Below are 19,089 nucleotides of genomic sequence, written 5' to 3'. Positions count from 1 at the left end.
TAATGTTGGATACAATGACCTTCACCAAGATCGTCGGCAGCTTTTGTGGCGCGCTTCTGATCTTTCTTCTGGGCAAATGGGCAGCCGAGACACTGTATCATGTTGGTGGCCACCACGGCGAAGAGGTTGCGGTTTACGTAATCGAAACGGGCGATGACGAACCCGCCGAGGCGGAAGAAGTTGTCGAGGTGAACTTTGACACGCTGCTTGAAACCGCAGACGCCAGCGCCGGGGAACGTCAGTGGGGCAAATGCCGCGCCTGCCACGTTCTGGAAGCAGGCGTGAACCGCGCGGGACCGTATCTTTACAACGTCGTCGGTCGGGACGTCGGCATCTCGGAAGGGTTCAACTATTCCGGCGCTCTGAATGAAGTTGCAGATGTCTGGACTGTGGAAAACCTTTACCGTTTCATCGAGAACCCGCGCGGCTGGGCACCCGGCACATCCATGGGGTTTGCTGGTTTGAGCGACTCTGAAGATCGCGCCAACCTGATCGCGTATCTGGCGACATTCTCGGAATAAGCCGGGAACACATGACCGCATTGAGGCCGTTGTCCGCAGGGACAGCGGCCTTTTCTTTTTCACAATCGCGTTTTCCACGGCTGTTTGCGACCGAACCGTGCGATAGAACCTTGAATGTGGGCAAAATCGTTCTTTAGCTTACATACAGAATATGATGCAAAGGCGGAGACAGAGGGGTTTTACGCATGGTTCACCAACAGATCGCCGTGAGGGCGTTGCCGAAGACGACGTTGCGCACTTTGACGATCGGCGGATTGATGGCGTTGACAGTGGTGTTTGCCGCCAGCCATGTCCGGGCAGAGGGCCATGAAAAGGTCATTGAATCGCATGGGTATTCCTATTTTGGAAACCTTGATTACCCAGCGGATTTTCCGCATCTGGCCTATGTGAACCCTGACGCCCCCAAGGGCGGAGAGATTGCGCTGGGCGCGTCGGGCACGTTTGACAGCCTCAACCCCTATTCGCGCAAAGGCAGCGCGGGTGCGTTGACGACATTGCAATATGACCAGCTTATCGAAACCACGTCGGATGCGGTGGGGCAGTATTACGGGGTTGTCGCGCACAGCATCGAATATCCCGAAAGCCGGGATTGGGTGATTTTCCACATGCGTCCTGAGGCAACATTTTCGGACGGCACCCCGGTGACTGCCGAAGATGTCGTGTATAGCCACCGTTTGTTCATCGAACAGGGTTTGCCGTCTTACGCGCAGGCCGTTGGCCGGATGGTGACCGGGGCCGAGGCGCTTGACGATCACCGGGTCAAGTTCACCTTCAATCCCGAGCTGTCCAAGCGCAGCCGGATCGAGACCGTGGGCAGCACGCCGATCTTTTCCAAAGCGTGGTTCGAGGCCGACGAGACCCGCCGTCTGGACGAACCAAGGCTGGAGGTCGCGATTGGGTCGGGGCCCTATATCCTTGAGAGCTACGACATCAATCGCCAGATCGTTTATACGCTGCGCGACGATTACTGGGGCAAGGATTTGCCGTTCAACAAGGGACGGCACAATTACGACACCATCCGCATCGAATATTTCACCGATCAGACGGCCTCGTTCGAGGCATTCAAGGCCGGTGTTTACACGATCCGCGTCGAAAGCGATCCAAAGCTCTGGGCAAGTTCCTACGACTTTCCAAAAATCGACAGTGGCGCGGTTGTGAAATACGAATTGGCAAACGGGTCGCCGCCAAACCCGACAGGGTTTGTTTTCAACCTCGCCAAGCCGGAATTTCAGGACCGTCGTGTGCGCGAGGCTGTGGCACTTGCGTTCAACTTTGAATGGACCAACGAGTCGCTTTTGTTCGGCCTTTATGCGCCGCGCAGTTCCTTTGTCGAAGGCACGCCGATTGAAGCGCAGGACACGCCAACCGGTGCAGAGCTTGCCTTTCTGGAGGCGCTTGGGGATGTTGTGCCGCCCGAGCTTTTGTCCGACCCCGTCCGGATCACCCATGCGTCCGATGGCAGCCGCCTGAGTGACCGCCGCAACATGCGCAGTGCCTCTGGTCTGCTGGAGGATGCAGGTTGGACTGTGGGCGATGATGGCATGCGCCGCAACGTCGATGGCCAGCCGCTTGAGATCACGCTGCTTTACCCGACCAACATTCAGGATTCTGTGGATGCGATGCACGAGACCTATGCCCAGAACCTTGAACAGCTTGGCATCGCGGTGAAGCTCGAAAAGGTCGATCCGTCACAATATACGAACCGTCGCCGCGACCGCGATTATGATATGATGTATTCGACGCGTTATAGCACCTTCCTGTCCACGGGCGGCGGATTGAGCCAGATGTACGGGTCGCAAGAGGCCGAGTTCAGCCTGTTCAACCCTGCCGGGCTGGCCAGCCCTCTCGTTGATGCGATCATCGAAGCGTCGTTTACCACGACAACGCAGGAAGAGACCGACATCGCGCTGATGGCACTGGACCGGGCGCTTCGGCATGAATTCTTTGTGGTGCCGACCGGGTATATCGCGGATCACTGGGTCGCGGCCTATGACAAGTACGAATTCCCCGAAAACCTGCCCCCCTATGATCTGGGCTATCTTGATCTGTGGTGGGTCAACGAGGACAAAGCCGAAGCATTAAGAGCAAGCGGCGCGCTCAACTGATATGGGCGCCTATATCCTCAGACGATTGCTGCTGATCATTCCCACCCTGCTTGGGATCATGATCGTGAACTTTGCGCTTACCCAGTTTGTGCCGGGCGGGCCGATTGAGCAGTATATCGCCCAGTTTGAAGGCGAAGGCGATGTTTTTGAAGGCTTTGCCGGGTCCGGGGATGCGGGTGTTGCAGCCCTTGAGGAAAGCGAACAATACGCAGGCAGCCGGGGCTTGCCGCCGGAATTTCTTGAACAGCTCGAGGTGGATTTCGGCTTTGCCCGGATCGTCTGCGAAGACGGGTTTACGGGAGCGCCCAGCATCGAAGACCCGGCCTGCGTCAAGGAAACGATTGGCGTGGTCGAACGGTTTGGCATGATGATGTGGAACTACATGCGCCTTGATTTCGGAGAGAGCTATTTCCGGTCCATCGGCGTGATGGAGTTGGTGCTGGAAAAGATGCCTGTGTCGATCTCGTTGGGGCTGTGGTCCACGATCATCGCGTATCTCGTGTCGATCCCGCTGGGCATCCGCAAAGCGGTCAATGACGGCACGCCGTTTGACACCTATACCTCAGCGGCAATCATCGTGGCGTATGCGATCCCCGGTTTCCTGTTCGCCATCCTTTTGCTCGTTTTGTTTGCAGGTGGGTCATATTACCAAATCTTCCCGCTGCGGGGACTGACCTCGGATAATTGGGACCAATTGTCGGTCTTCGGGAAAATCGTGGATTACATGTGGCACATCACGTTGCCGGTGGTGGCATCGACGATTTCGGCCTTTGCAACACTGACGTTGCTGACCAAGAACAGCTTTCTGGACGAGATCAAAAAGCAATATGTGATCACCGCGCGGGCCAAAGGCTTGGCTGAACGGCAGGTGCTTTATGGACATGTGTTCCGCAATGCGATGCTGATCGTGATCGCGGGCTTCCCGGCCGTGTTCATCGGTGTGTTCTTTTCCGGGTCGCTGATCATCGAGACGATCTTTTCGCTGGACGGTTTGGGACGGCTTGGATTTGAGGCGGCGGTCGCGCGGGATTATCCGGTGATCTTTGGCACGCTGTTTGTGTTTGGTCTGATCGGTCTGGTCGTCGGTATCCTGTCGGACCTGATGTATGTGTTGGTTGATCCCCGCATCGACTTTGAACGGCGGGAGGGCTGAACATGGTCGCGCAACCCGAGCCCGATGTCGTCACCCAGCCCAGACCGGCTGTGCCCGCTGCACCGAAGCGGGGTTTGTTCACCTTGTCGCCACTGAACCAGAGGCGCTGGAACAATTTCAAACGCAATCGCCGGGCGCTCTGGTCGCTGATCATCTTCTGCGTGCTGTTCGGGCTGTCGCTGTTGGCCGAGTTCATTGCCAATGACAAACCGATCCTCGTGCAATATCGCGGAGAGCTGTATACTCCGATCTTCAATTTCTATCCCGAGACCGAGTTTGGCGGGGATTTCCGCACCGAGGCCGCGTATCGAGACCCCGAGGTGCAGTGCCTGATCCGCACAGGCGGGCTTGAGGACTGTTTCGACGATCCCGAGGGGTTGATTGAACAGGTGGATGCGGGGATGGTTCTGGACGGTGATTTCCAGAAAGGCTGGGCCATCTGGCCGCCCATTCCCTATGATTACCAAACCCCGGTGGACCGCCCCGGTGCGGCGCCCCTGCCCCCGAACGAACAGAACTGGCTGGGTACGGATGACACCAAGCGCGATGTGATGGCGCGGGTGATTTACGGATTCCGATTGTCGATCCTGTTCACGCTGATCGTGACGGCGCTGGCCAGTGTGGTGGGCATTGTCGCGGGGGCATTGCAGGGGTATTTCGGCGGGTGGCTTGACCTGATCTTTCAGCGGATCATCGAGATCTGGTCTTCGACCCCATCGCTTTACATCATCATCATTCTGTTCGCGATCCTGGGGCGAAGTTTCTGGCTGCTTGTGTTCCTGACAGTGTTATTCGGCTGGACCGCGCTGGTGGGCGTGGTTCGGGCAGAATTCCTGCGTGCGCGGAACCTTGAATATGTACGCGCGGCCAAGGCACTGGGCGTGAGCAACGCCACGATCATGTTCCGGCACATGCTGCCCAACGCCATGGTGGCAACGCTGACCATGTTGCCCTTTATCGTAACCGGCACAATCAGCACGCTGGCGGGTCTGGATTTCCTGGGCTTTGGGTTGCCGTCTTCATCCCCATCCTTGGGCGAATTGACCTTGCAGGCGAAACAGAACCTTCAGGCGCCATGGCTTGGCTTTACAGCGTTCTTTGTGTTCGCGTTGATGCTGTCGCTTTTGGTGTTCATCTTTGAAGGCGTGCGCGACGCGTTTGATCCCAGGAAGACCTTTACATGAGCAAGATCCTTGAGGTCAGCAACCTGAGCGTCGGGTTCCGGCAGGATGGCCAGACAGTGGCGGCCGTGCGCGGCGTGTCGTTTGACATCGAACGTGGTGAGACCGTCGCGCTGGTGGGCGAATCCGGATCGGGCAAATCGGTCACGGCCTTGTCCACGGTTTCGCTTTTGGGCGATTCCGCGCGGGTTGCGGGATCGGTGCGTTATAACGGCGAAGAGATGGTTGGCGCGGATGATGCGCAGTTGCGGCGGATCCGGGGCAATGACATCAGCTTTATCTTCCAAGAGCCGATGACATCGCTCAACCCGCTGCATACGCTGGAAAAGCAATTGGCGGAATCTTTGGCGCTGCATCAGGGATTGACCGGCGATGCGGCGCGGACGCGGATCATCGAGCTGATGCACAAAGTGGGCATCCGCGATCCCGAGAGCCGTCTGGGTGCCTATCCGCATCAATTGTCGGGCGGGCAACGGCAGCGCGTGATGATTGCGATGGCGCTGGCGAACGGCCCGGAGCTGCTTATTGCGGATGAACCGACAACGGCGCTGGACGTGACGATTCAGGCGCAAATCCTCGATCTGCTGGCGGAGCTCAAGACCGCAGAGGACATGAGCCTTTTGTTCATCACCCATGACCTTGGAATCGTGCGCAAGATTGCGGACCGGGTTTGCGTGATGAAGGATGGGCAGATCGTTGAGACCGGCCCCACGCGCGACCTTTTTGCCAACCCGCAGCACCCTTACACGCAGATGTTGCTGAGTGCGGAATCCACCGGATCCCCCGATCCGGTCAAGGACGGCGCGGAAGAGATTGCGCGGACCGACGCGCTCAAGATCTGGTTCCCGATTCAGCAGGGGTTTCTGAAGCGGACCGTGGGTTATGTAAAAGCCGTCAATGACGCGACAATTTCGGTGCGGGCGGGCGAAACCGTTGGCATCGTGGGCGAATCCGGGTCGGGCAAGACGACACTTGCGCTGGCGATCATGCGGCTGATCCAGTCGGAAGGCGGGATCACCTATCGCGGTCAAAACGTGCGCGATTGGTCGACACGCGAATTGCGCCGGTTGCGCAGCGACATGCAGATCGTGTTTCAAGACCCGTATGGATCACTGAGCCCGCGCATGACCTGTGAACAGATCATCGCCGAAGGTCTTGGGGTGCACGGCACGCCTGACGGACGGTCACCACGGGAGTTGGTGACAGAGGTGATGGCCGAGGTGGGGCTTGATCCTGCCACGATGCACCGCTACCCGCACGAATTTTCTGGCGGCCAGCGGCAGCGCATCGCAATTGCCCGCGCAATGGTTCTGCGCCCCAAGCTGGTGGTGCTGGATGAACCAACATCTGCGCTGGACATGACGGTGCAGGTGCAGATCGTGAACCTGTTGCGCGACCTGCAACAAAAATACGATCTGGCCTATCTGTTTATCAGTCACGATCTCAAGGTTGTGCGCGCGATGTCCCATAAGGTGATCGTGATGCGCACGGGCGATGTGGTGGAATACGGGTCAGCAGAAGACGTGTTTACCAATCCGCAGACGGACTACACCAAAACCCTGATGGCGGCCGCGTTCGATCTGGCCAGTTAGATCGCAGAGCTGTGCCCGGCTGAGGATAGCTCATACGCATCAAAGCTGCGGGCGATGATCCGGGTCAAGGGACGCGCCTCACGCGGGACAAACAGTCCGGTGTCATCAACGACCAGCAGGTTTTCCAGCTCGGCATTGGCCGCTTTGAGGATAGACGTCACTTCGGCCCGCGTGGTGTCAAAATCGCGGACCAGCGCGGCGGTATCGACGCGGAAATCACACATCAGCATTTCGATCATGCGGGCGCGCAGGTTGTCCTGTTTGCTAAAGCTGTGACCCCGCACTGTCGAAAACCCATGCGCGCGGATCGCCTTGGTATAGGCGGACGTGGCGGGCGCATTTTGTGCATAGCCTTGCGGGAACTTGGAAATCGACGACGCGCCCAGCCCGACAAGCACCTCAGAGGTGTCATCGGTATAGCCCTGGAAATTGCGCCGCAGCGTTCCGCTTCGGGCTGCCACGGACAACCCATCTGACTTGGTGGCGAAATGGTCGATGCCAATTTCATCATAACTGTCCCAGACGAACAGTTTGCGCGCGGTTTCAAACAGCTCAAGCCGTTCATCCGGGCGCGGCAGCGCGTCAGAGGGAATCATCTGCTGACGCTTGGCCATCCATGGCACATGCGCATAGCCATAAAGCGCGACACGGTCCGGCGACAGCGACAACAGCTTTTGGACCGAATCAACAATCTTGCTGCGTGTCTGGTTCGGCAGGCCGTACAGGATATCCGCATTCAGACTTTGGATGCCGCGCTCGCGGATCATGTCGACCGCACGCTTTGTGGTTTCAAAGCTTTGTTCGCGGCCAATGGTTTTCTGGATATCGGGGTCAAAATCCTGCACCCCGATCGAGGCGCGATTCATCCCGCTGTCGAACAGCGCATCCAGACGGGCTGCATCAATTTCGTTCGGATCGATTTCAACGGAAAATTCATAATTATCCGCAAAATCAGCAGCTTCCCGGACCGCCGCTGCCAAGTCACGCATCTGGGCGGCGGACAAAAGCGTCGGTGTCCCGCCCCCCCAGTGCAGCCGCGACAGACGCACACCGCGCGGCAAATGCCGTTTCAGGAGCGTCAATTCATCCTTGAGCGTTTCTACATAGGCGCCAACCGGCTCCCCGCTTGCCGTGCCTTGTGTCCGGCAGGCACAAAACCAACACAGACGGCGACAAAACGGCACATGCAAGTAAAGCGATATGTCCGAATTTTCGGGGATCGCTTCGATCCAATCCGAGAAATCCCCCGGTTTTACATCATTCTTGAAATGCGGAGACGTCGGATAACTCGTATACCGAGGTACCTTCGCGTCGAATAGTCCCAACCGGGAAAGTTGTGTTCTTGTCACCATGTGCCTAGCATTAGGTACGTTACGCCAGCACAGCTTTGATACAGATCAAGACCGGACCCATGTTGAAAGAAAACAGCCTCTCAGTCACCCAGGAATGCGCCGATTGCCCTATTCGCCACAGGGCCGTGTGCGCGCGGTGCGAAGCGGACGAATTGGATCGGCTGGAAGACATCAAGTATTATCGCCGCTTCGAGGCAGGTCAGACCGTGATCTGGTCGGGCGACCGCATGGATTTCGTGGGCTCGGTCGTGTCGGGAATCGCGACCCTGACACAGACCATGGAAGATGGACGCACGCAGATGGTGGGTCTGTTGTTGCCCAGCGATTTCGTAGGTCGCCCGGGTCGGGCCATCGCGGCCTATGATGTGGTGGCAACCACCGATGTGGTGATGTGTTGTTTCCGAAAAACCCCGTTTGAGGACCTGATGGAACGGACACCGCATATCGCGCAGCGTTTGCTTCAGATGACGTTGGACGAATTGGATGCTGCCCGCGAATGGATGCTGGTTTTGGGCCGCAAAACAGCGCGCGAAAAGATCGCGTCACTTCTGTCGATTATTGCGCGGCGGGATGCATCGCTGAATATGGGCGGTCTGGATGGCCCTGTCAGTTTTGATCTGCCCCTCACACGCGAAGCGATGGCCGATTATCTTGGCCTGACGCTCGAAACCGTGTCGCGGCAAGTGTCCGCCCTCAAGAAAGACGGGATCATCACGCTTGAGGGCAAACGCCATATCACGGTGCCGGATATGACAGTCCTGCTTGAAGAGGCCGGAGACGATACTGATGGCGGGATGCTTGTCTGACACTCACTGGTTCATGGCAGCGATGTAACCAACACCTGCTGCCACGATCAGACCCAGCACCACCGCAAAGGTCAGCTTCCACGCCGACCAAGGACGTTCGCCCTGCACAGCCCCCGTCCGGCCATTGACCACAAAGCGATAGCTTTTCCCCCGATATTTGTACGCGGCCAGCCAGACGGGCAGCAGGATATGCTTGAACGTCACGTCCGACACACGCGTGTCGATGTTGTGGATGCGCTGACGGTCACCGCCAATGTCGAATTTCACGTCCCGCGCAATGATCCGGTCCATATGGGTGCGTGCCTCGACATAGCCTTCCTGCAATTCGATCCCGTAGGATTCAGCCCGGAAGCCAGCCAAAAATTCGGGATGATAAGGCTCCAGCGCGGCAAGGTCCCACGGACCAAGCGCGTCGGTATATGCCTTGGGAAGCGACCGGGACGCGAGCACCAGCACATCGTCAAAGAACCGCGCGACACGCCCCGAGGCGGGACGCCAGCGCACCTTGGCCACCCGCACGGTTTCAGTTTTGCCATTCCTCTGAACCCGGCGATTTTCATAATAGACGGTGCCCTGTTCGCCGCGATAGGCGGATTTGGTGTCGGCATCAAAGGTCCAAAAAGGCACATAAATCCCGGTCATCTTGCGGCCCTTGCGGGCATATTCCTGCAACCCGTTGGGCGCGAACCACAGCGCGCCCAGCCAGCCGGTCATCGCCGCCCGCGCAGACGCTTCGTCCAGCGCGAAAGGCAACAGACCCTTGGGTTTGATATGCCGGTTGCTGCCTGTGTCTGTCACAACCGGGGTGGCGCAGAACGGGCATTCCGCGGCGTGCACACCGGGATCGAATTCAACCTGCGCCGCGCAATTGGGGCATTTAGAGACCCGCGTCTCTTCCATTTCCTGCGCCGGAAGGCGGCCAGCAATCGCGGTCTGAAAATCGACCTCGCGGATGCTGTGCCCATCCCAGGGGCCTGCGCCCACGATCTCACTCGTGTGACCACAATGGTCACAGAGCAGGTGCCCACGCTCTGGGTCAAAGCGAAAATCGGCACCGCATTGGTCGCAGGGAAAACGGTGCTCTTCTACGGGTGCGGTAAGACTGTCCTCGGACAAGGCGGCGGTCCCCTGCTTCTTCTTTTTTCAAATATGCAATCGCAGCGCCCGGATCATGCACCCGGCGGGGGCGGTGGAAGAACGGTGAAAAGCTGCGCCAGCTCCATGACGTCGTCAGCTTTTTTCCAACCATCCTGCCCGGCGGTCCAGACGTAGCTGTCGCGCGACAGCGCCCCGTCCGAGGCCATGCGCCCGAGGGCGGCCTTTGAAAACGGTCCTTTGGTTTCTCCGTTTTCGGCGACGTGCCAGACATGTTCAACCGGGGGCGGTGGCGGCATCTGGCGCGACACGGGTACTGCACCCTGAAGCTGCTGTTGCGCGGCGGCGCCCCATGGGCCAGCCTGAGCCGCGGCATGCCCGATCTGCATGCCCAGACCTGCCCCAAGGCCAGCTTGAATGGCAGCGGCCCCCGCCCCGTCCCTGCCCAAGGCTTCGGCAGCCTGAAACTGCATATATTGATTCAGGTTCCCGATCACCCCCATCGACGAACGTTTGTCCAGCACCGCCTCAACCGCCGGAGGGAGCGAGATGTTCTCGATATAAAGCTCGGGCAGTTCAAGCCCGTACTCTGCCAGCGTTGGCGCGATTTCCTTTGCCAGCAATTGTCCCAGCTCGCGCGTGTTGGCCGCCATGTCGAGCACCGGAATCCCAACCCGCGCGATGGTGCGGGAGAATTCCTGCACGATGATGTTGCGTATCTGATAGCTGATCTCGTCCATGGTGAATTCGCCATCAGTGCCGACGATCTCGATCAGGAATTTGGCCGGATCAGTCACGCGCACCGAATACGTGCCAAAGGCGCGCAGGCGCACAGGCCCAAATTCGGGATCGCGGCAGATGATCGGGTTCTTGGTGCCCCATTTGAGGTCTTGGAACCGGGTGGTGTTGACGTAATACACCTCGGATTTGAAGGGCGATTTAAAGCCGTGGTCCCAGTGTTGAAGGCTGGTCATGATCGGCATGTTGTTGGTTTCGAGCATATAAAGACCCGGCGTAAACACATCCGCCAATTGGCCTTCATGCACAAACACCGCCGCCTGCCCTTCGCGCACGGTGAGCTTGGCCCCGTATTTGATCTCGTGGCCCTCGCGTTCAAACCGCCAGACCATCGTATCGCGCGTGTTGTCGGTCCAATGAATCACGTCAATGAATTGGCCGCTCAGGAAGTCGAAAATGGGCATCTGGGGTCTCCGTTAAGTCAGCTTGGTCCGCCGCCAGTCAGGTCGATGGCGAGCGTTCGCACGATGGGGCGGGCCTGATCGGCGCTCATGCCGGGGGTCAGGCGGGGATTATAGAGGATTTTCAACAGCAATTCGTCGTGGCTCGTCAGAAGTGCGAATTCCTCGTCATCGTTAAAGATCGACGGGCGCGCGTTTGGGTCGTCATTGGCAAGGCCAAGACCCTGCGCCAGTTCTTCGTGGTAACAGGCGCGGCGGGACAGATCGGGATGTTCGCTGCGCACAAGCGCAACAGCCTGACGATAGGCGCTGCTGGAGTTCGATTCCGCAAACGCCACAACAAGACAGTGGATCGGGCGCGGCAGATTGAGGAAAATCGCCCGGCTGGACGCCTCCATGCCTGGCGCAATCCGATCAAGCGCGGCGCGCAACTGGTCTTTGTCATCCTCGCCCATCACCAGAACATGGAAATTGGCCTGCGAGGACACCATCGAGATTGGATGCCCGGATACCGCGGACAAACGGCGGGTGTAGGTGCCAAGCGTCTGAAGGTCTTGCGCCTGATCCTCAGCAGACAGGCTGTCGCCGAAAATCACCTCAACACGGACCGGGATACCCCATTTCTTGATCTCGCCCAGCGCACCGCTTGAGGGCTGAAGCCCGGCGCCGCGCGTGTATTCTTCGGCAAGTGCGATGCGTTCAAAATTGCGCGCCAGCATCTGATCGGTGAAGGGCGTGTCGATTCCACCGCCATCCACCCGCAGCAAGCCGCGCGCCAGCAGGTCTTCCTGCACGCGTGCATAATAGGCACTCAGGTCCAAGGCCCGCGCTGACGGAGTGTCGGCTTGAGGCGGCTCAGGCACGGCAGGACGTTCGGGCCGCGTCTGCGGTTTTGTGTCCGCAGGGACAGGTTCTGTCAGCATCGGATCGCATGCCGACAGGGCCACCAAGGCGGCGCAAGACCACAGGATATGAGACCAGCGCCGCCGCACGGCGTTACCGGTCCGGCATCGAGGCGGCAGAGGTGTCGCCCAGCCCATCCTTGCGCGCCTTGGCCGAAGCGAGCGTGTCGCGCAATTCGGCTTCCATCCGCTTGAGCTCAACTTCCGCAGCGGCGCGTTTGGCTTTGCCTTCATCCGCGATTTGCAGGCTTTCGTTGATCGTGCCAATCAAATCGGCATTGGCCTGTTTGACCGCTTCAATATCGAACACGCCGCGTTCCATTTCTTCGCGGATCAGCTTGTTGCTGTCGCGCAGGTTCTTGGCGTTCGAGGTCAGCAGTTCGTTGGTCAGGTTATTGGCGTCACGCACGGCCGCAGCCGCTTCGGCAGAGCGTTGGATGGTGACGGCCTGTGCCAATTGGGTTTCCCACAGCGGTACGGTGTTCACGAGGGTCGAGTTGATCTTGGTGACCAGCGACTTGTCGTTTTCCTGCACCAGACGGATCGACGGCAGCGACTGCATCGTCACCTGTCGCGTCAGTTTGAGGTCATGCACCCGGCGTTCGAGATCATCCCGCGCAGCGCGCATGTCGCGCAATTCCTGCGCTTTCATCACTTGATCGCCTTCGGCAGCGGCCTGAACCTCGGCCTCTTTGGCCGGGATGTCGTTGGCGTCGATCTCTTTGATCTTTTCTTCACCCGCCGCGATATACAGCGCCAGTTCATCATAGAATTGCAGCGTCTTGTCATACAGCATGTCGAGAGACTTGATGTCCTTGAGCAGCGTGTGCTCGTGCCGCAGCAGCTCGTCCGTGATCTTGTCGATCTGGCCCTGCACCTTTTCGAACTGTGCTGTGAACTTTGCAAACGGCGCGGCGCGGCCCAGCAGTTTTTCCCACCAACTGCGTTCGCGGCGTACATCAAGTTCTGACACCGAAAACCCACGGATCGTGCTGACGATACCACGCAGGCTGTCGCCCGCCGGGCCCACATCCTTGTTGCGCACATCGGCCAGCATGGATTGCGAGATTTCCTGCAATTCAGCTTGCGCGTTCGACCCGAAGGACACGATCGATTGCGTGTCAGTCATGTCGATTTCCGCCATCCGCGACCGAATTTCATCGCTCAAGGCCGGGTCAGCGTCGGCCAAAGGCACAATCGCCCCGGCGTCCTTGGGTTCCGGCAGGATGACGGCGTTGACTTCTTCCACCAGGGCCAGCGTGTCCTGGGCTTTGGCGCGAACTGTTTCAGACATCAAAGGTTCCTTTAATACTCATTGCTAGGTTACTGCATATCTCGGTCGATCCGAACGCCTTCGCGCTGCAAGCGGTCTCGCAGGACGTCGATTTCGACTGTCAGGTCTGATCGGTCATCCAGCAGCATCTTGCGTGTGCGGCTCGAAAAGCTTTTTTCAAGGTCGTCCAGCAGGGCTTCGTAATCCGTACGAGCCTGCGGATCATTTGTGCGGGCGTAGACATCGGCAAACTTGATCGTCGCGTCGCGGGCCCCCATCAGGTAGACGCCCAAGTATTTCTTTGCCCCTGTCAAGTCGCGCGGGTCTTCCTCAACGGTGCGGAACAGGTCTTTGGCGGTGGTCTGGAACTGTTCAACCCGCGCGATCATACGTCGGTCCCCCGAACGCAGGACCGCATCGCGCATGGCGACCAGATGGGTTTCAGCCTCATCGACGGCACGGGCGACACGGTCTTGTTGAAAGGTATCGACCCCTTCCATGCCTTTGTCACGCAACGGATCGATGCCGAACGCACCCAGATGCAGCGCACTTGCCGCAGCGCCGTAGATGATCGGGGCAACAAGACCCGGTTCATTGGAAAAGGCCGCAATCCCGACGCCTGAACCCGTCATGACCGCCGCAGCGATCTTGCGTGGAAAAGCCGGTCGGCGGGCCACTTTGCGGGCATTATAGGCGGCTTCGGCGGTCAAGCCGCCGCGCAGCAGCCACGCCCCCAAAAGCAAAACAGCCGCACCAATCAGGCCCAGCCCCATGCCAATGGCGCCTTCGTTGATCGACGTGAACGCCAGAACCACAGGGGGAATAAACAGGATATTGGAGCGGGCACCGACCGGATCGACCGTCGCGCCCTTAAACCCTTTGGCCTTGGGCGTGTCCGCAGGTTGGGACGGCGATCCGTTCGGGCTAAATTTGCCACCAAATCTTTGGGCCATGCCTACAGACCTCCGAGCCAACCGCTGGTCACCCCGAAGAGCAACACGAGTAGCAACGCGTAGCTCAATCGTTGCAAGCCTGCACCGGACATCAAATACCCTTTCCCCAAATACCGATAAGAACTTAGGGGATGTACAGATGGCTTACTAGGGGGAAGTCAGCACAGATCCGCTCAGACCGTGTCTTTGCGCTTCATCCGTTCGAAAAGCAGGTCCGTTTGCAATTCGAAATTGTTGCGCCCGCGTGCGATGCCGCTTTTCCGGGCGCGCCGTTCGAATGCGTCCACAAGCGTCTGCATCTTGATGTGGAACTTGCGGCGCTCGAATTCGTTCGGTGCGGGGTCTGACCCGTCCACGAGCAACGCGACCTCAGCCTCCATCTTGGCCAGCATCTTGGCCACAGACGGCGCAATTTTCGTCAGGGTGGGCGTTGCCAGATCAATCGTCCCAAGTAGCCCCATCACCTTGTTCGACGCGCTTCGGGTGCGTTCAGACAGCTCATCGTCTTCAAGGTCGCGCAAGGCGTAGGACAGGCGTTCGAACCGTTCGTCGAACCCATCATATATTTGTTGGTTGAGCAGGCGCATGCGCTTGGCAGGGTTGTTCATGCCCTTGTCACGCATCGGATCAAGGCCAAAGGACACGAGGCACAGGATGAAAATCGACATTCCAATGACAAACGGAATCGCTGGCACAGTGATCTTGGTGGTGGCCAGAAGGGCCACGACCGCCGCCACGATGCAGCTTCCTATCAGTTTGAACGGCACCTTCGGGCGTGAGGCCACATCTGCACAGGCATAGGCCAGATGGTTCTTTTGTCCCACCGACAAGCACACAAGACCAATTGCAAACAAGGTGATGATCAACAGCGCCGAGGCGAGCCCGGCCACCGTCCCGTCCAAAAGCCAAAGGATCAACGGGCAGGTTGCCAGCACCATGAACCCAACCGGCACGTCATTGACCGGGACCGCCTGCCCCAATGCCGCGCTGCGATTGAAATCGACAAGGCCGGACATCTGAACATCCATCATAACAACCCCAATGCAAAGATCGTGAGCCACAGAACCGCAAACGCGACCCAGGACGCAGCCCCACCTTGGGCGCGGATGCGATGCACGGCAGAGCGCACCGCTTTGGACGTGTCGTCAGCAACGGTCCCGAGGTTGGACAGAACCAGCAGCACCGAGGCCACAAGCACGACAGAGGTGAGGAAGGTGATCAACATTCCCCGACCGTCGCTGCGAATCCGGGCGGAAAATGGGCGCTAAAAGGGAAAGATCAGGGACTCTTTTTTGACCTGTCTGGACGCGGCCCGCGTCGCGGGGCATTTCTGTTTTGTTTCAGGGGCTTGGATGGTTTGGCATCCGGTACGGTTTCCAGCCCCAATTGATCGCGCACAACCTTGCGACGCAGCTCTTCGACGGCGCCTGATTTCAGCTGTCCCAATTGGAACGGCCCATAGGACACCCGGATCAGACGATTCACCGTCAATCCGATGTCGGCAAGCGCGCGCCTGATCTCGCGATTCTTGCCTTCGCGCAGGCCGATCGTCAGCCAGGCATTTGCCCCTTGTTGGCGGTCCAGCGTCACGATCATCGGCTGGAACCGTTCGCCGTCGATAACCATCCCTCTGCGCAATGGCTCAAGGCTTTCTTCGGTGGGCTGTCCTTTGACCCGTGCGCGGTATCTGCGCAACCAGCCTGTCGAGGGCAGTTCCAGTTTGCGCTTCACGCCGCCATCATTGGTCAGCAACAACAGCCCTTCGGAATTAAGGTCAAGCCGCCCGATGCTCATCACACGGGGAAGCTCTTCGGGCAGTTTGTCAAAGATCGTGTCACGGCCCTGTTCGTCCTTGGTCGTCGTCACAAGGCCCACCGGCTTGTGATACAGCCAGATGCGCGGTTCGTCTGGGGTGCCCACAACCTTGCCGTTGACGACAACCTTATCGTCCGGCGTGACGTTCAACGCGGGGCTGCTGATGGTCTTGCCGTTCACGGAAACCCTGCCCTCCAGGATTAACTGTTCCGCCTCACGGCGGCTGGCAAGGCCCGCACGGGCAATGACTTTGGCGATGCGATCACCGGGGGGTGTGTTCTGTGTCATGAGACGCGGCTTAGTCCAATTCAGCCCCTTGGGAAAGGCGATTGCGCGGTCTATGACGGGCGCATGGTGTTCCGTTCAAATATGTCGCTGGCGATTGAAGAAGCCACCAACGCCGCCGCCCGTGGCGAGGTGCCCGTGGGTGCGGTTGTTGTGGCCCCGGACGGGACTGTCGTGGCCGCCGCCGGGAACCGCACACGCGAGCTGAACGACCCGACAGCCCATGCCGAAATGCTGGCAATCCGCGATGCCTGCGCTGTGCTGGGGGTGGAACGACTGACCGGGCATGATCTTTACGTTACGTTGGAACCCTGCCCGATGTGCGCAGGTGCGATTTCCAACGCGCGGATCAAGCGGCTTTACTATGGCGCCCAGGATGCGAAATCGGGGGGTGTCGCCCATGGCGCACGGGTGTTTTCGCATCCCCAATGCCACCACGCCCCCGAAATCTATGACGGCGTCAGCGCAACCGAGGCGGAAACACTGCTGACCGCCTTCTTTGCCGCCAAGCGAGGCCCCGCTGAATGACGCGCATTGTTCTGTTTAACAAACCCTTCGACGTGTTGTCGCAATTTACCGACAAAAGCACCGAAGGCACCGCACGGCGCACGCTGTCCGAGTTTATCAACGTGCCCGGCGTTTATCCCGCAGGGCGGCTGGACCGCGACAGTGAAGGGCTTATGGTGTTGACGGATAATGGCAAATTACAGGCCAAGATCAGCAATCCCAAATTCCGGTCACCAAAAACCTATCTTGCTCAGGTCGAAGGCATTCCGACCGAGGCTTTGCTGGATCAGCTTCGCACAGGTGTCACGCTCAAGGATGGGACAACGCGTCCGGCCCTGGTGGACCAGATCGACGCCCCAGATCTGTGGCCACGCGACCCGCCGGTGCGGTTTCGCAAGACAGTGCCCGATGCGTGGCTGCGACTGACAATCACCGAAGGCCGCAACCGGCAGGTGCGCCGCATGGCAGCCCATGTGGGCCTGCCCTGTCTGCGGCTGGTGCGTTGGTCGGTTGGGGAATGGACGTTGGACGGGATTGATCCCGGCACATGGCGGGACGCGTAGGCGTCAGACCCACTTGGCCAGCGGTGGAAGGCTCATCAGCACCGCATTGGCGTCATGGCCGGTTTCCAGACCGAACTTGGTGCCCCGGTCATAGACCAGATTATATTCGGCATAGAGCCCACGATGCACCAGCTGCGCCTCTTTGTCGGCGTCTGACCAGTCCTGCGCGCGGCGCTTTTCTACGAGTGGCACAAAGGCCGGAAGGAAGGCGCGGCCAATATCCTGCGTCAGGCTGAAATCGGTATCCCAGTCGCCGGTGTTGTGATCGTCCATGAAAATCCCGCCGACGCCACGCGCCCGGCCCCGGTGCGGAATATAGAAATACTCATCCGCCCATTCCTTGAGCCTGGGATAATACGCATCGCCATGCGGATCGAGGTGCTGTTTCTGCGTGTCGTGAAAATGCTGGGTGTCCTCGGTATATTCAAGACACGGGTTCAGATCCGATCCGCCTCCAAACCACCAGGCATGCGGTGTCCAGAACATACGCGTGTTCATATGAACAGCGGGGCAATGCGGGTTTTGCATATGCGCGACAAGGCTGATGCCCGACGCCCAAAAGCGCGGATCATCCTTCATGCCCGGAATGCCTTTGCGCGCGGCCATCGCATGCTGCGCCCGTTCGCCCAAGGTACCATAGACGGTCGAGACATTGACGCCGATCTTTTCAAACACCCGGCCACCGCGCATGACACTCATCAAACCGCCACCCGCGTCCGATCCGTCCTCCGACGTGCGCTTGGTTTCGGTGACCTCGAACCGGCCCGGAGCTGCGTCGTGGAGTGGCCCGGCGTCGTGGCTGTCTTCGAGCGCTTCGAAGGATGCAACGATCTGATCGCGCAATTCCCGAAACCACGCTGAGGCGCGGGCTTTTTCGGTGTCAAAGTTTTCCGTCATGTCACTGTCCTATCTTTGTGACAGGACACTACAACGCGAGGCGCAAATCACAAGTCACCCCAAAGGCTTGCTGTCGGAATGCCGCACTAGTGTGCCGGGGCGCTTACCGGATCAAGAAGCGTCCGCCCACCGTCAATCGTTATGATCTGCCCAGTCACGAAACCCGCCCCTTCGCAGGACAGGAATTGAACCGCCTGCGCCAGTTCAGACGGGCTTGCGATCCGCGAAAGCGGCGTGTTTTCTTCAATTTTCTCGCGGTATCCGTCGTGATCCTTGAGCGCCTGTTTCAGGCTTGCCGACATGACCGACCCCAACGCGACCGAATTCACCCGAATGCGATGTTCAGCCAGCGACACGGCAAGTGATCGTGTCAGTTGATCCAAAGCCGCCATCGATACCGAAAAGCCCAACAATTCAGGCTGCGTGACCCGTGCCGCAATAGAGGACAGGTTCACGATTGCGCCCGCCTGCCCGTCTTCTTTGTCTTCAGCCTGTTTGATCATGCGCTTAGCGACGATCTGTGACAGGCGGAACGTGTTGGTCACGTTCTGCATCATCAGCGCCTCTAACGTGGTGTCATCCATATCAAGCGCGTCAGAAGGCAACACCTGACGGCTGCCATTGATCAGGATATCCACCCGGTCAAACGCGTCAATCGTGGCCGACAGCAGGTTCGCAAGTGTCAGGCGTTCGCGCAGATCGCCGGCAAAATAGCGGATGTTGCCATCTTCTTCAGGGATCTCGCCACATTCATGAGCCAGCCGCGCTTCGTCCATATCCGCAAACATGACATTTGCGCCTTGATCGACAAAATGCCGTGCAATCGCCAAACCAACGCCATTGGCGGCCCCGGTGACAATCGCTGTTTTCCCTTCGATAGAGAATGACAT

Annotated in this window: 19 protein-coding genes; 8 read left to right on the top strand and 11 right to left on the bottom strand. The window is 58.7% G+C overall.

Features of this window, described 5'->3' with window-relative positions:
• Positions 1-2 precede the first annotated feature (2 nt).
• From ACSHXH_RS00895 to ACSHXH_RS00875, 5 genes are all read left to right on the top strand, one after another.
• Entirely contained in the window at positions 3-521 is a 519-nt protein-coding gene (locus ACSHXH_RS00895; protein WP_435669864.1) for a c-type cytochrome, read from the top strand.
• A gap of 185 nt (positions 522-706) precedes the next feature.
• A complete protein-coding gene (locus ACSHXH_RS00890; RefSeq protein WP_435669863.1) occupies positions 707-2,626 on the top strand; it encodes an extracellular solute-binding protein in 1,920 nt (639 codons plus the stop codon).
• Position 2,627: 1 nt separating this feature from the next.
• The gene (locus tag ACSHXH_RS00885) at positions 2,628-3,779 is read left to right on the top strand and encodes a microcin C ABC transporter permease YejB (RefSeq protein WP_435669862.1); all 1,152 of its coding nucleotides are present in this window, start codon (positions 2,628-2,630) and stop codon (positions 3,777-3,779) included.
• A gap of 2 nt (positions 3,780-3,781) precedes the next feature.
• The gene (locus ACSHXH_RS00880) at positions 3,782-4,963 is read left to right on the top strand and encodes an ABC transporter permease (RefSeq protein ID WP_435669861.1); all 1,182 of its coding nucleotides are present in this window, start codon (positions 3,782-3,784) and stop codon (positions 4,961-4,963) included.
• Positions 4,960-6,552: an ABC transporter ATP-binding protein gene (locus tag ACSHXH_RS00875; RefSeq protein WP_435669860.1), complete on the top strand. Its 1,593-nt coding sequence runs from the start codon at positions 4,960-4,962 to the stop codon at positions 6,550-6,552. Before ACSHXH_RS00880 ends, ACSHXH_RS00875 begins: the two co-directional genes overlap by 4 nt.
• Here the strand turns inward: ACSHXH_RS00875 and hemN are convergent.
• Complete coding sequence (gene hemN / locus ACSHXH_RS00870; protein ID WP_435669859.1) at positions 6,549-7,904, bottom strand: oxygen-independent coproporphyrinogen III oxidase; 1,356 nt, start codon at positions 7,902-7,904, stop codon at positions 6,549-6,551. The two genes, ACSHXH_RS00875 and hemN, sit on opposite strands and share 4 nt — an antisense overlap.
• 59 nt (positions 7,905-7,963) lie before the next feature.
• Between hemN and fnrL the strand changes: the two genes are divergently transcribed.
• Positions 7,964-8,710 carry a transcriptional regulator FnrL gene (gene fnrL, locus ACSHXH_RS00865; protein ID WP_435669858.1) on the top strand — a complete coding sequence of 249 codons (747 nt, stop codon included), beginning with the start codon at positions 7,964-7,966 and terminating at the stop codon, positions 8,708-8,710.
• A 3-nt stretch (positions 8,711-8,713) separates the two neighbouring features.
• Here the strand turns inward: fnrL and ACSHXH_RS00860 are convergent, their stop codons facing one another.
• The 8 genes from ACSHXH_RS00860 to ACSHXH_RS00825 all read right to left on the bottom strand — a co-directional run bounded on the left by ACSHXH_RS00860 (position 8,714) and on the right by ACSHXH_RS00825 (position 16,235).
• Positions 8,714-9,826 carry a primosomal protein N' (replication factor Y) - superfamily II helicase gene (locus ACSHXH_RS00860; RefSeq protein WP_435669857.1) on the bottom strand — a complete coding sequence of 371 codons (1,113 nt, stop codon included), beginning with the start codon at positions 9,824-9,826 and terminating at the stop codon, positions 8,714-8,716.
• A 53-nt stretch (positions 9,827-9,879) separates the two neighbouring features.
• Positions 9,880-11,007 carry an SPFH domain-containing protein gene (locus ACSHXH_RS00855; RefSeq protein ID WP_435669856.1) on the bottom strand — a complete coding sequence of 376 codons (1,128 nt, stop codon included), beginning with the start codon at positions 11,005-11,007 and terminating at the stop codon, positions 9,880-9,882.
• 17 nt (positions 11,008-11,024) lie between these two features.
• A complete protein-coding gene (locus ACSHXH_RS00850; protein WP_435669855.1) occupies positions 11,025-11,927 on the bottom strand; it encodes a DUF2927 domain-containing protein in 903 nt (300 codons plus the stop codon).
• 73 nt (positions 11,928-12,000) lie between these two features.
• On the bottom strand, positions 12,001-13,200 hold the full coding sequence (locus tag ACSHXH_RS00845) for a toxic anion resistance protein (protein ID WP_435669854.1): 1,200 nt from the start codon (positions 13,198-13,200) through the stop codon (positions 12,001-12,003).
• 29 nt (positions 13,201-13,229) lie between these two features.
• Positions 13,230-14,132, bottom strand: a complete 903-nt coding sequence (locus ACSHXH_RS00840) for a 5-bromo-4-chloroindolyl phosphate hydrolysis family protein (RefSeq protein ID WP_435669853.1) — start codon at positions 14,130-14,132, stop codon at positions 13,230-13,232.
• 173 nt (positions 14,133-14,305) lie between these two features.
• Positions 14,306-15,148 carry a hypothetical protein gene (locus tag ACSHXH_RS00835; protein ID WP_435669852.1) on the bottom strand — a complete coding sequence of 281 codons (843 nt, stop codon included), beginning with the start codon at positions 15,146-15,148 and terminating at the stop codon, positions 14,306-14,308.
• Between the two features lie 11 nt (positions 15,149-15,159).
• A complete protein-coding gene (locus tag ACSHXH_RS00830; protein WP_435669851.1) occupies positions 15,160-15,357 on the bottom strand; it encodes a hypothetical protein in 198 nt (65 codons plus the stop codon).
• Positions 15,358-15,410: 53 nt separating this feature from the next.
• Positions 15,411-16,235: a pseudouridine synthase gene (locus ACSHXH_RS00825; protein WP_435669850.1), complete on the bottom strand. Its 825-nt coding sequence runs from the start codon at positions 16,233-16,235 to the stop codon at positions 15,411-15,413.
• Positions 16,236-16,298: 63 nt separating this feature from the next.
• On the opposite strand from ACSHXH_RS00825, the gene ACSHXH_RS00820 reads away from it, so the two are divergent.
• Together ACSHXH_RS00820 and ACSHXH_RS00815 are read left to right on the top strand one after the other, a co-directional pair.
• Positions 16,299-16,760: a nucleoside deaminase gene (locus ACSHXH_RS00820; RefSeq protein WP_435669849.1), complete on the top strand. Its 462-nt coding sequence runs from the start codon at positions 16,299-16,301 to the stop codon at positions 16,758-16,760.
• Positions 16,757-17,302 (top strand): pseudouridine synthase, encoded by a 546-nt coding sequence (locus tag ACSHXH_RS00815; RefSeq protein WP_435669848.1) that lies wholly within the window; start codon positions 16,757-16,759, stop codon positions 17,300-17,302. Before ACSHXH_RS00820 ends, ACSHXH_RS00815 begins: the two co-directional genes overlap by 4 nt.
• 3 nt (positions 17,303-17,305) lie before the next feature.
• On the opposite strand, the gene hemF is transcribed toward ACSHXH_RS00815, so the two are convergent.
• Complete coding sequence (gene hemF, locus ACSHXH_RS00810; RefSeq protein WP_435669847.1) at positions 17,306-18,199, bottom strand: oxygen-dependent coproporphyrinogen oxidase; 894 nt, start codon at positions 18,197-18,199, stop codon at positions 17,306-17,308.
• An 86-nt stretch (positions 18,200-18,285) separates the two neighbouring features.
• On the bottom strand, positions 18,286-19,089 hold the full coding sequence (locus ACSHXH_RS00805) for an SDR family NAD(P)-dependent oxidoreductase (protein ID WP_435669846.1): 804 nt from the start codon (positions 19,087-19,089) through the stop codon (positions 18,286-18,288).

This window comes from Marivita sp., assembly GCF_051251565.1.
Classification (GTDB): domain Bacteria; phylum Pseudomonadota; class Alphaproteobacteria; order Rhodobacterales; family Rhodobacteraceae; genus Marivita.
Note: the sequence above shows the minus strand (reverse complement) of the source record. Positions and strands in the feature narration are given on the sequence as shown.

Excerpts from the sequence above, each read along its gene's own strand:
- ACSHXH_RS00875 (WP_435669860.1), top strand. The coding sequence starts at position 4,960 with ATGAGCAAGATCCTTGAGGTCAGCAACCTGAGCGTCGGGTTCCGGCAG.
- ACSHXH_RS00855 (WP_435669856.1), bottom strand. The coding sequence starts at position 11,007 with ATGCCCATTTTCGACTTCCTGAGCGGCCAATTCATTGACGTGATTCAT.
- ACSHXH_RS00825 (WP_435669850.1), bottom strand. The coding sequence starts at position 16,235 with ATGACACAGAACACACCCCCCGGTGATCGCATCGCCAAAGTCATTGCC.
- ACSHXH_RS00805 (WP_435669846.1), bottom strand. The coding sequence starts at position 19,089 with ATGTCATTCTCTATCGAAGGGAAAACAGCGATTGTCACCGGGGCCGCC.
- ACSHXH_RS00850 (WP_435669855.1), bottom strand. The coding sequence starts at position 11,927 with ATGCTGACAGAACCTGTCCCTGCGGACACAAAACCGCAGACGCGGCCC.
- hemN (WP_435669859.1), bottom strand. The coding sequence starts at position 7,904 with ATGGTGACAAGAACACAACTTTCCCGGTTGGGACTATTCGACGCGAAG.
- ACSHXH_RS00880 (WP_435669861.1), top strand. The coding sequence starts at position 3,782 with ATGGTCGCGCAACCCGAGCCCGATGTCGTCACCCAGCCCAGACCGGCT.
- ACSHXH_RS00895 (WP_435669864.1), top strand. The coding sequence starts at position 3 with ATGTTGGATACAATGACCTTCACCAAGATCGTCGGCAGCTTTTGTGGC.
- ACSHXH_RS00830 (WP_435669851.1), bottom strand. The coding sequence starts at position 15,357 with ATGTTGATCACCTTCCTCACCTCTGTCGTGCTTGTGGCCTCGGTGCTG.
- ACSHXH_RS00815 (WP_435669848.1), top strand. The coding sequence starts at position 16,757 with ATGACGCGCATTGTTCTGTTTAACAAACCCTTCGACGTGTTGTCGCAA.
- ACSHXH_RS00835 (WP_435669852.1), bottom strand. The coding sequence starts at position 15,148 with ATGTCCGGCCTTGTCGATTTCAATCGCAGCGCGGCATTGGGGCAGGCG.
- ACSHXH_RS00845 (WP_435669854.1), bottom strand. The coding sequence starts at position 13,200 with ATGTCTGAAACAGTTCGCGCCAAAGCCCAGGACACGCTGGCCCTGGTG.
- ACSHXH_RS00890 (WP_435669863.1), top strand. The coding sequence starts at position 707 with ATGGTTCACCAACAGATCGCCGTGAGGGCGTTGCCGAAGACGACGTTG.
- ACSHXH_RS00820 (WP_435669849.1), top strand. The coding sequence starts at position 16,299 with ATGGTGTTCCGTTCAAATATGTCGCTGGCGATTGAAGAAGCCACCAAC.
- ACSHXH_RS00885 (WP_435669862.1), top strand. The coding sequence starts at position 2,628 with ATGGGCGCCTATATCCTCAGACGATTGCTGCTGATCATTCCCACCCTG.
- ACSHXH_RS00840 (WP_435669853.1), bottom strand. The coding sequence starts at position 14,132 with ATGGCCCAAAGATTTGGTGGCAAATTTAGCCCGAACGGATCGCCGTCC.
- hemF (WP_435669847.1), bottom strand. The coding sequence starts at position 18,199 with ATGACGGAAAACTTTGACACCGAAAAAGCCCGCGCCTCAGCGTGGTTT.
- fnrL (WP_435669858.1), top strand. The coding sequence starts at position 7,964 with ATGTTGAAAGAAAACAGCCTCTCAGTCACCCAGGAATGCGCCGATTGC.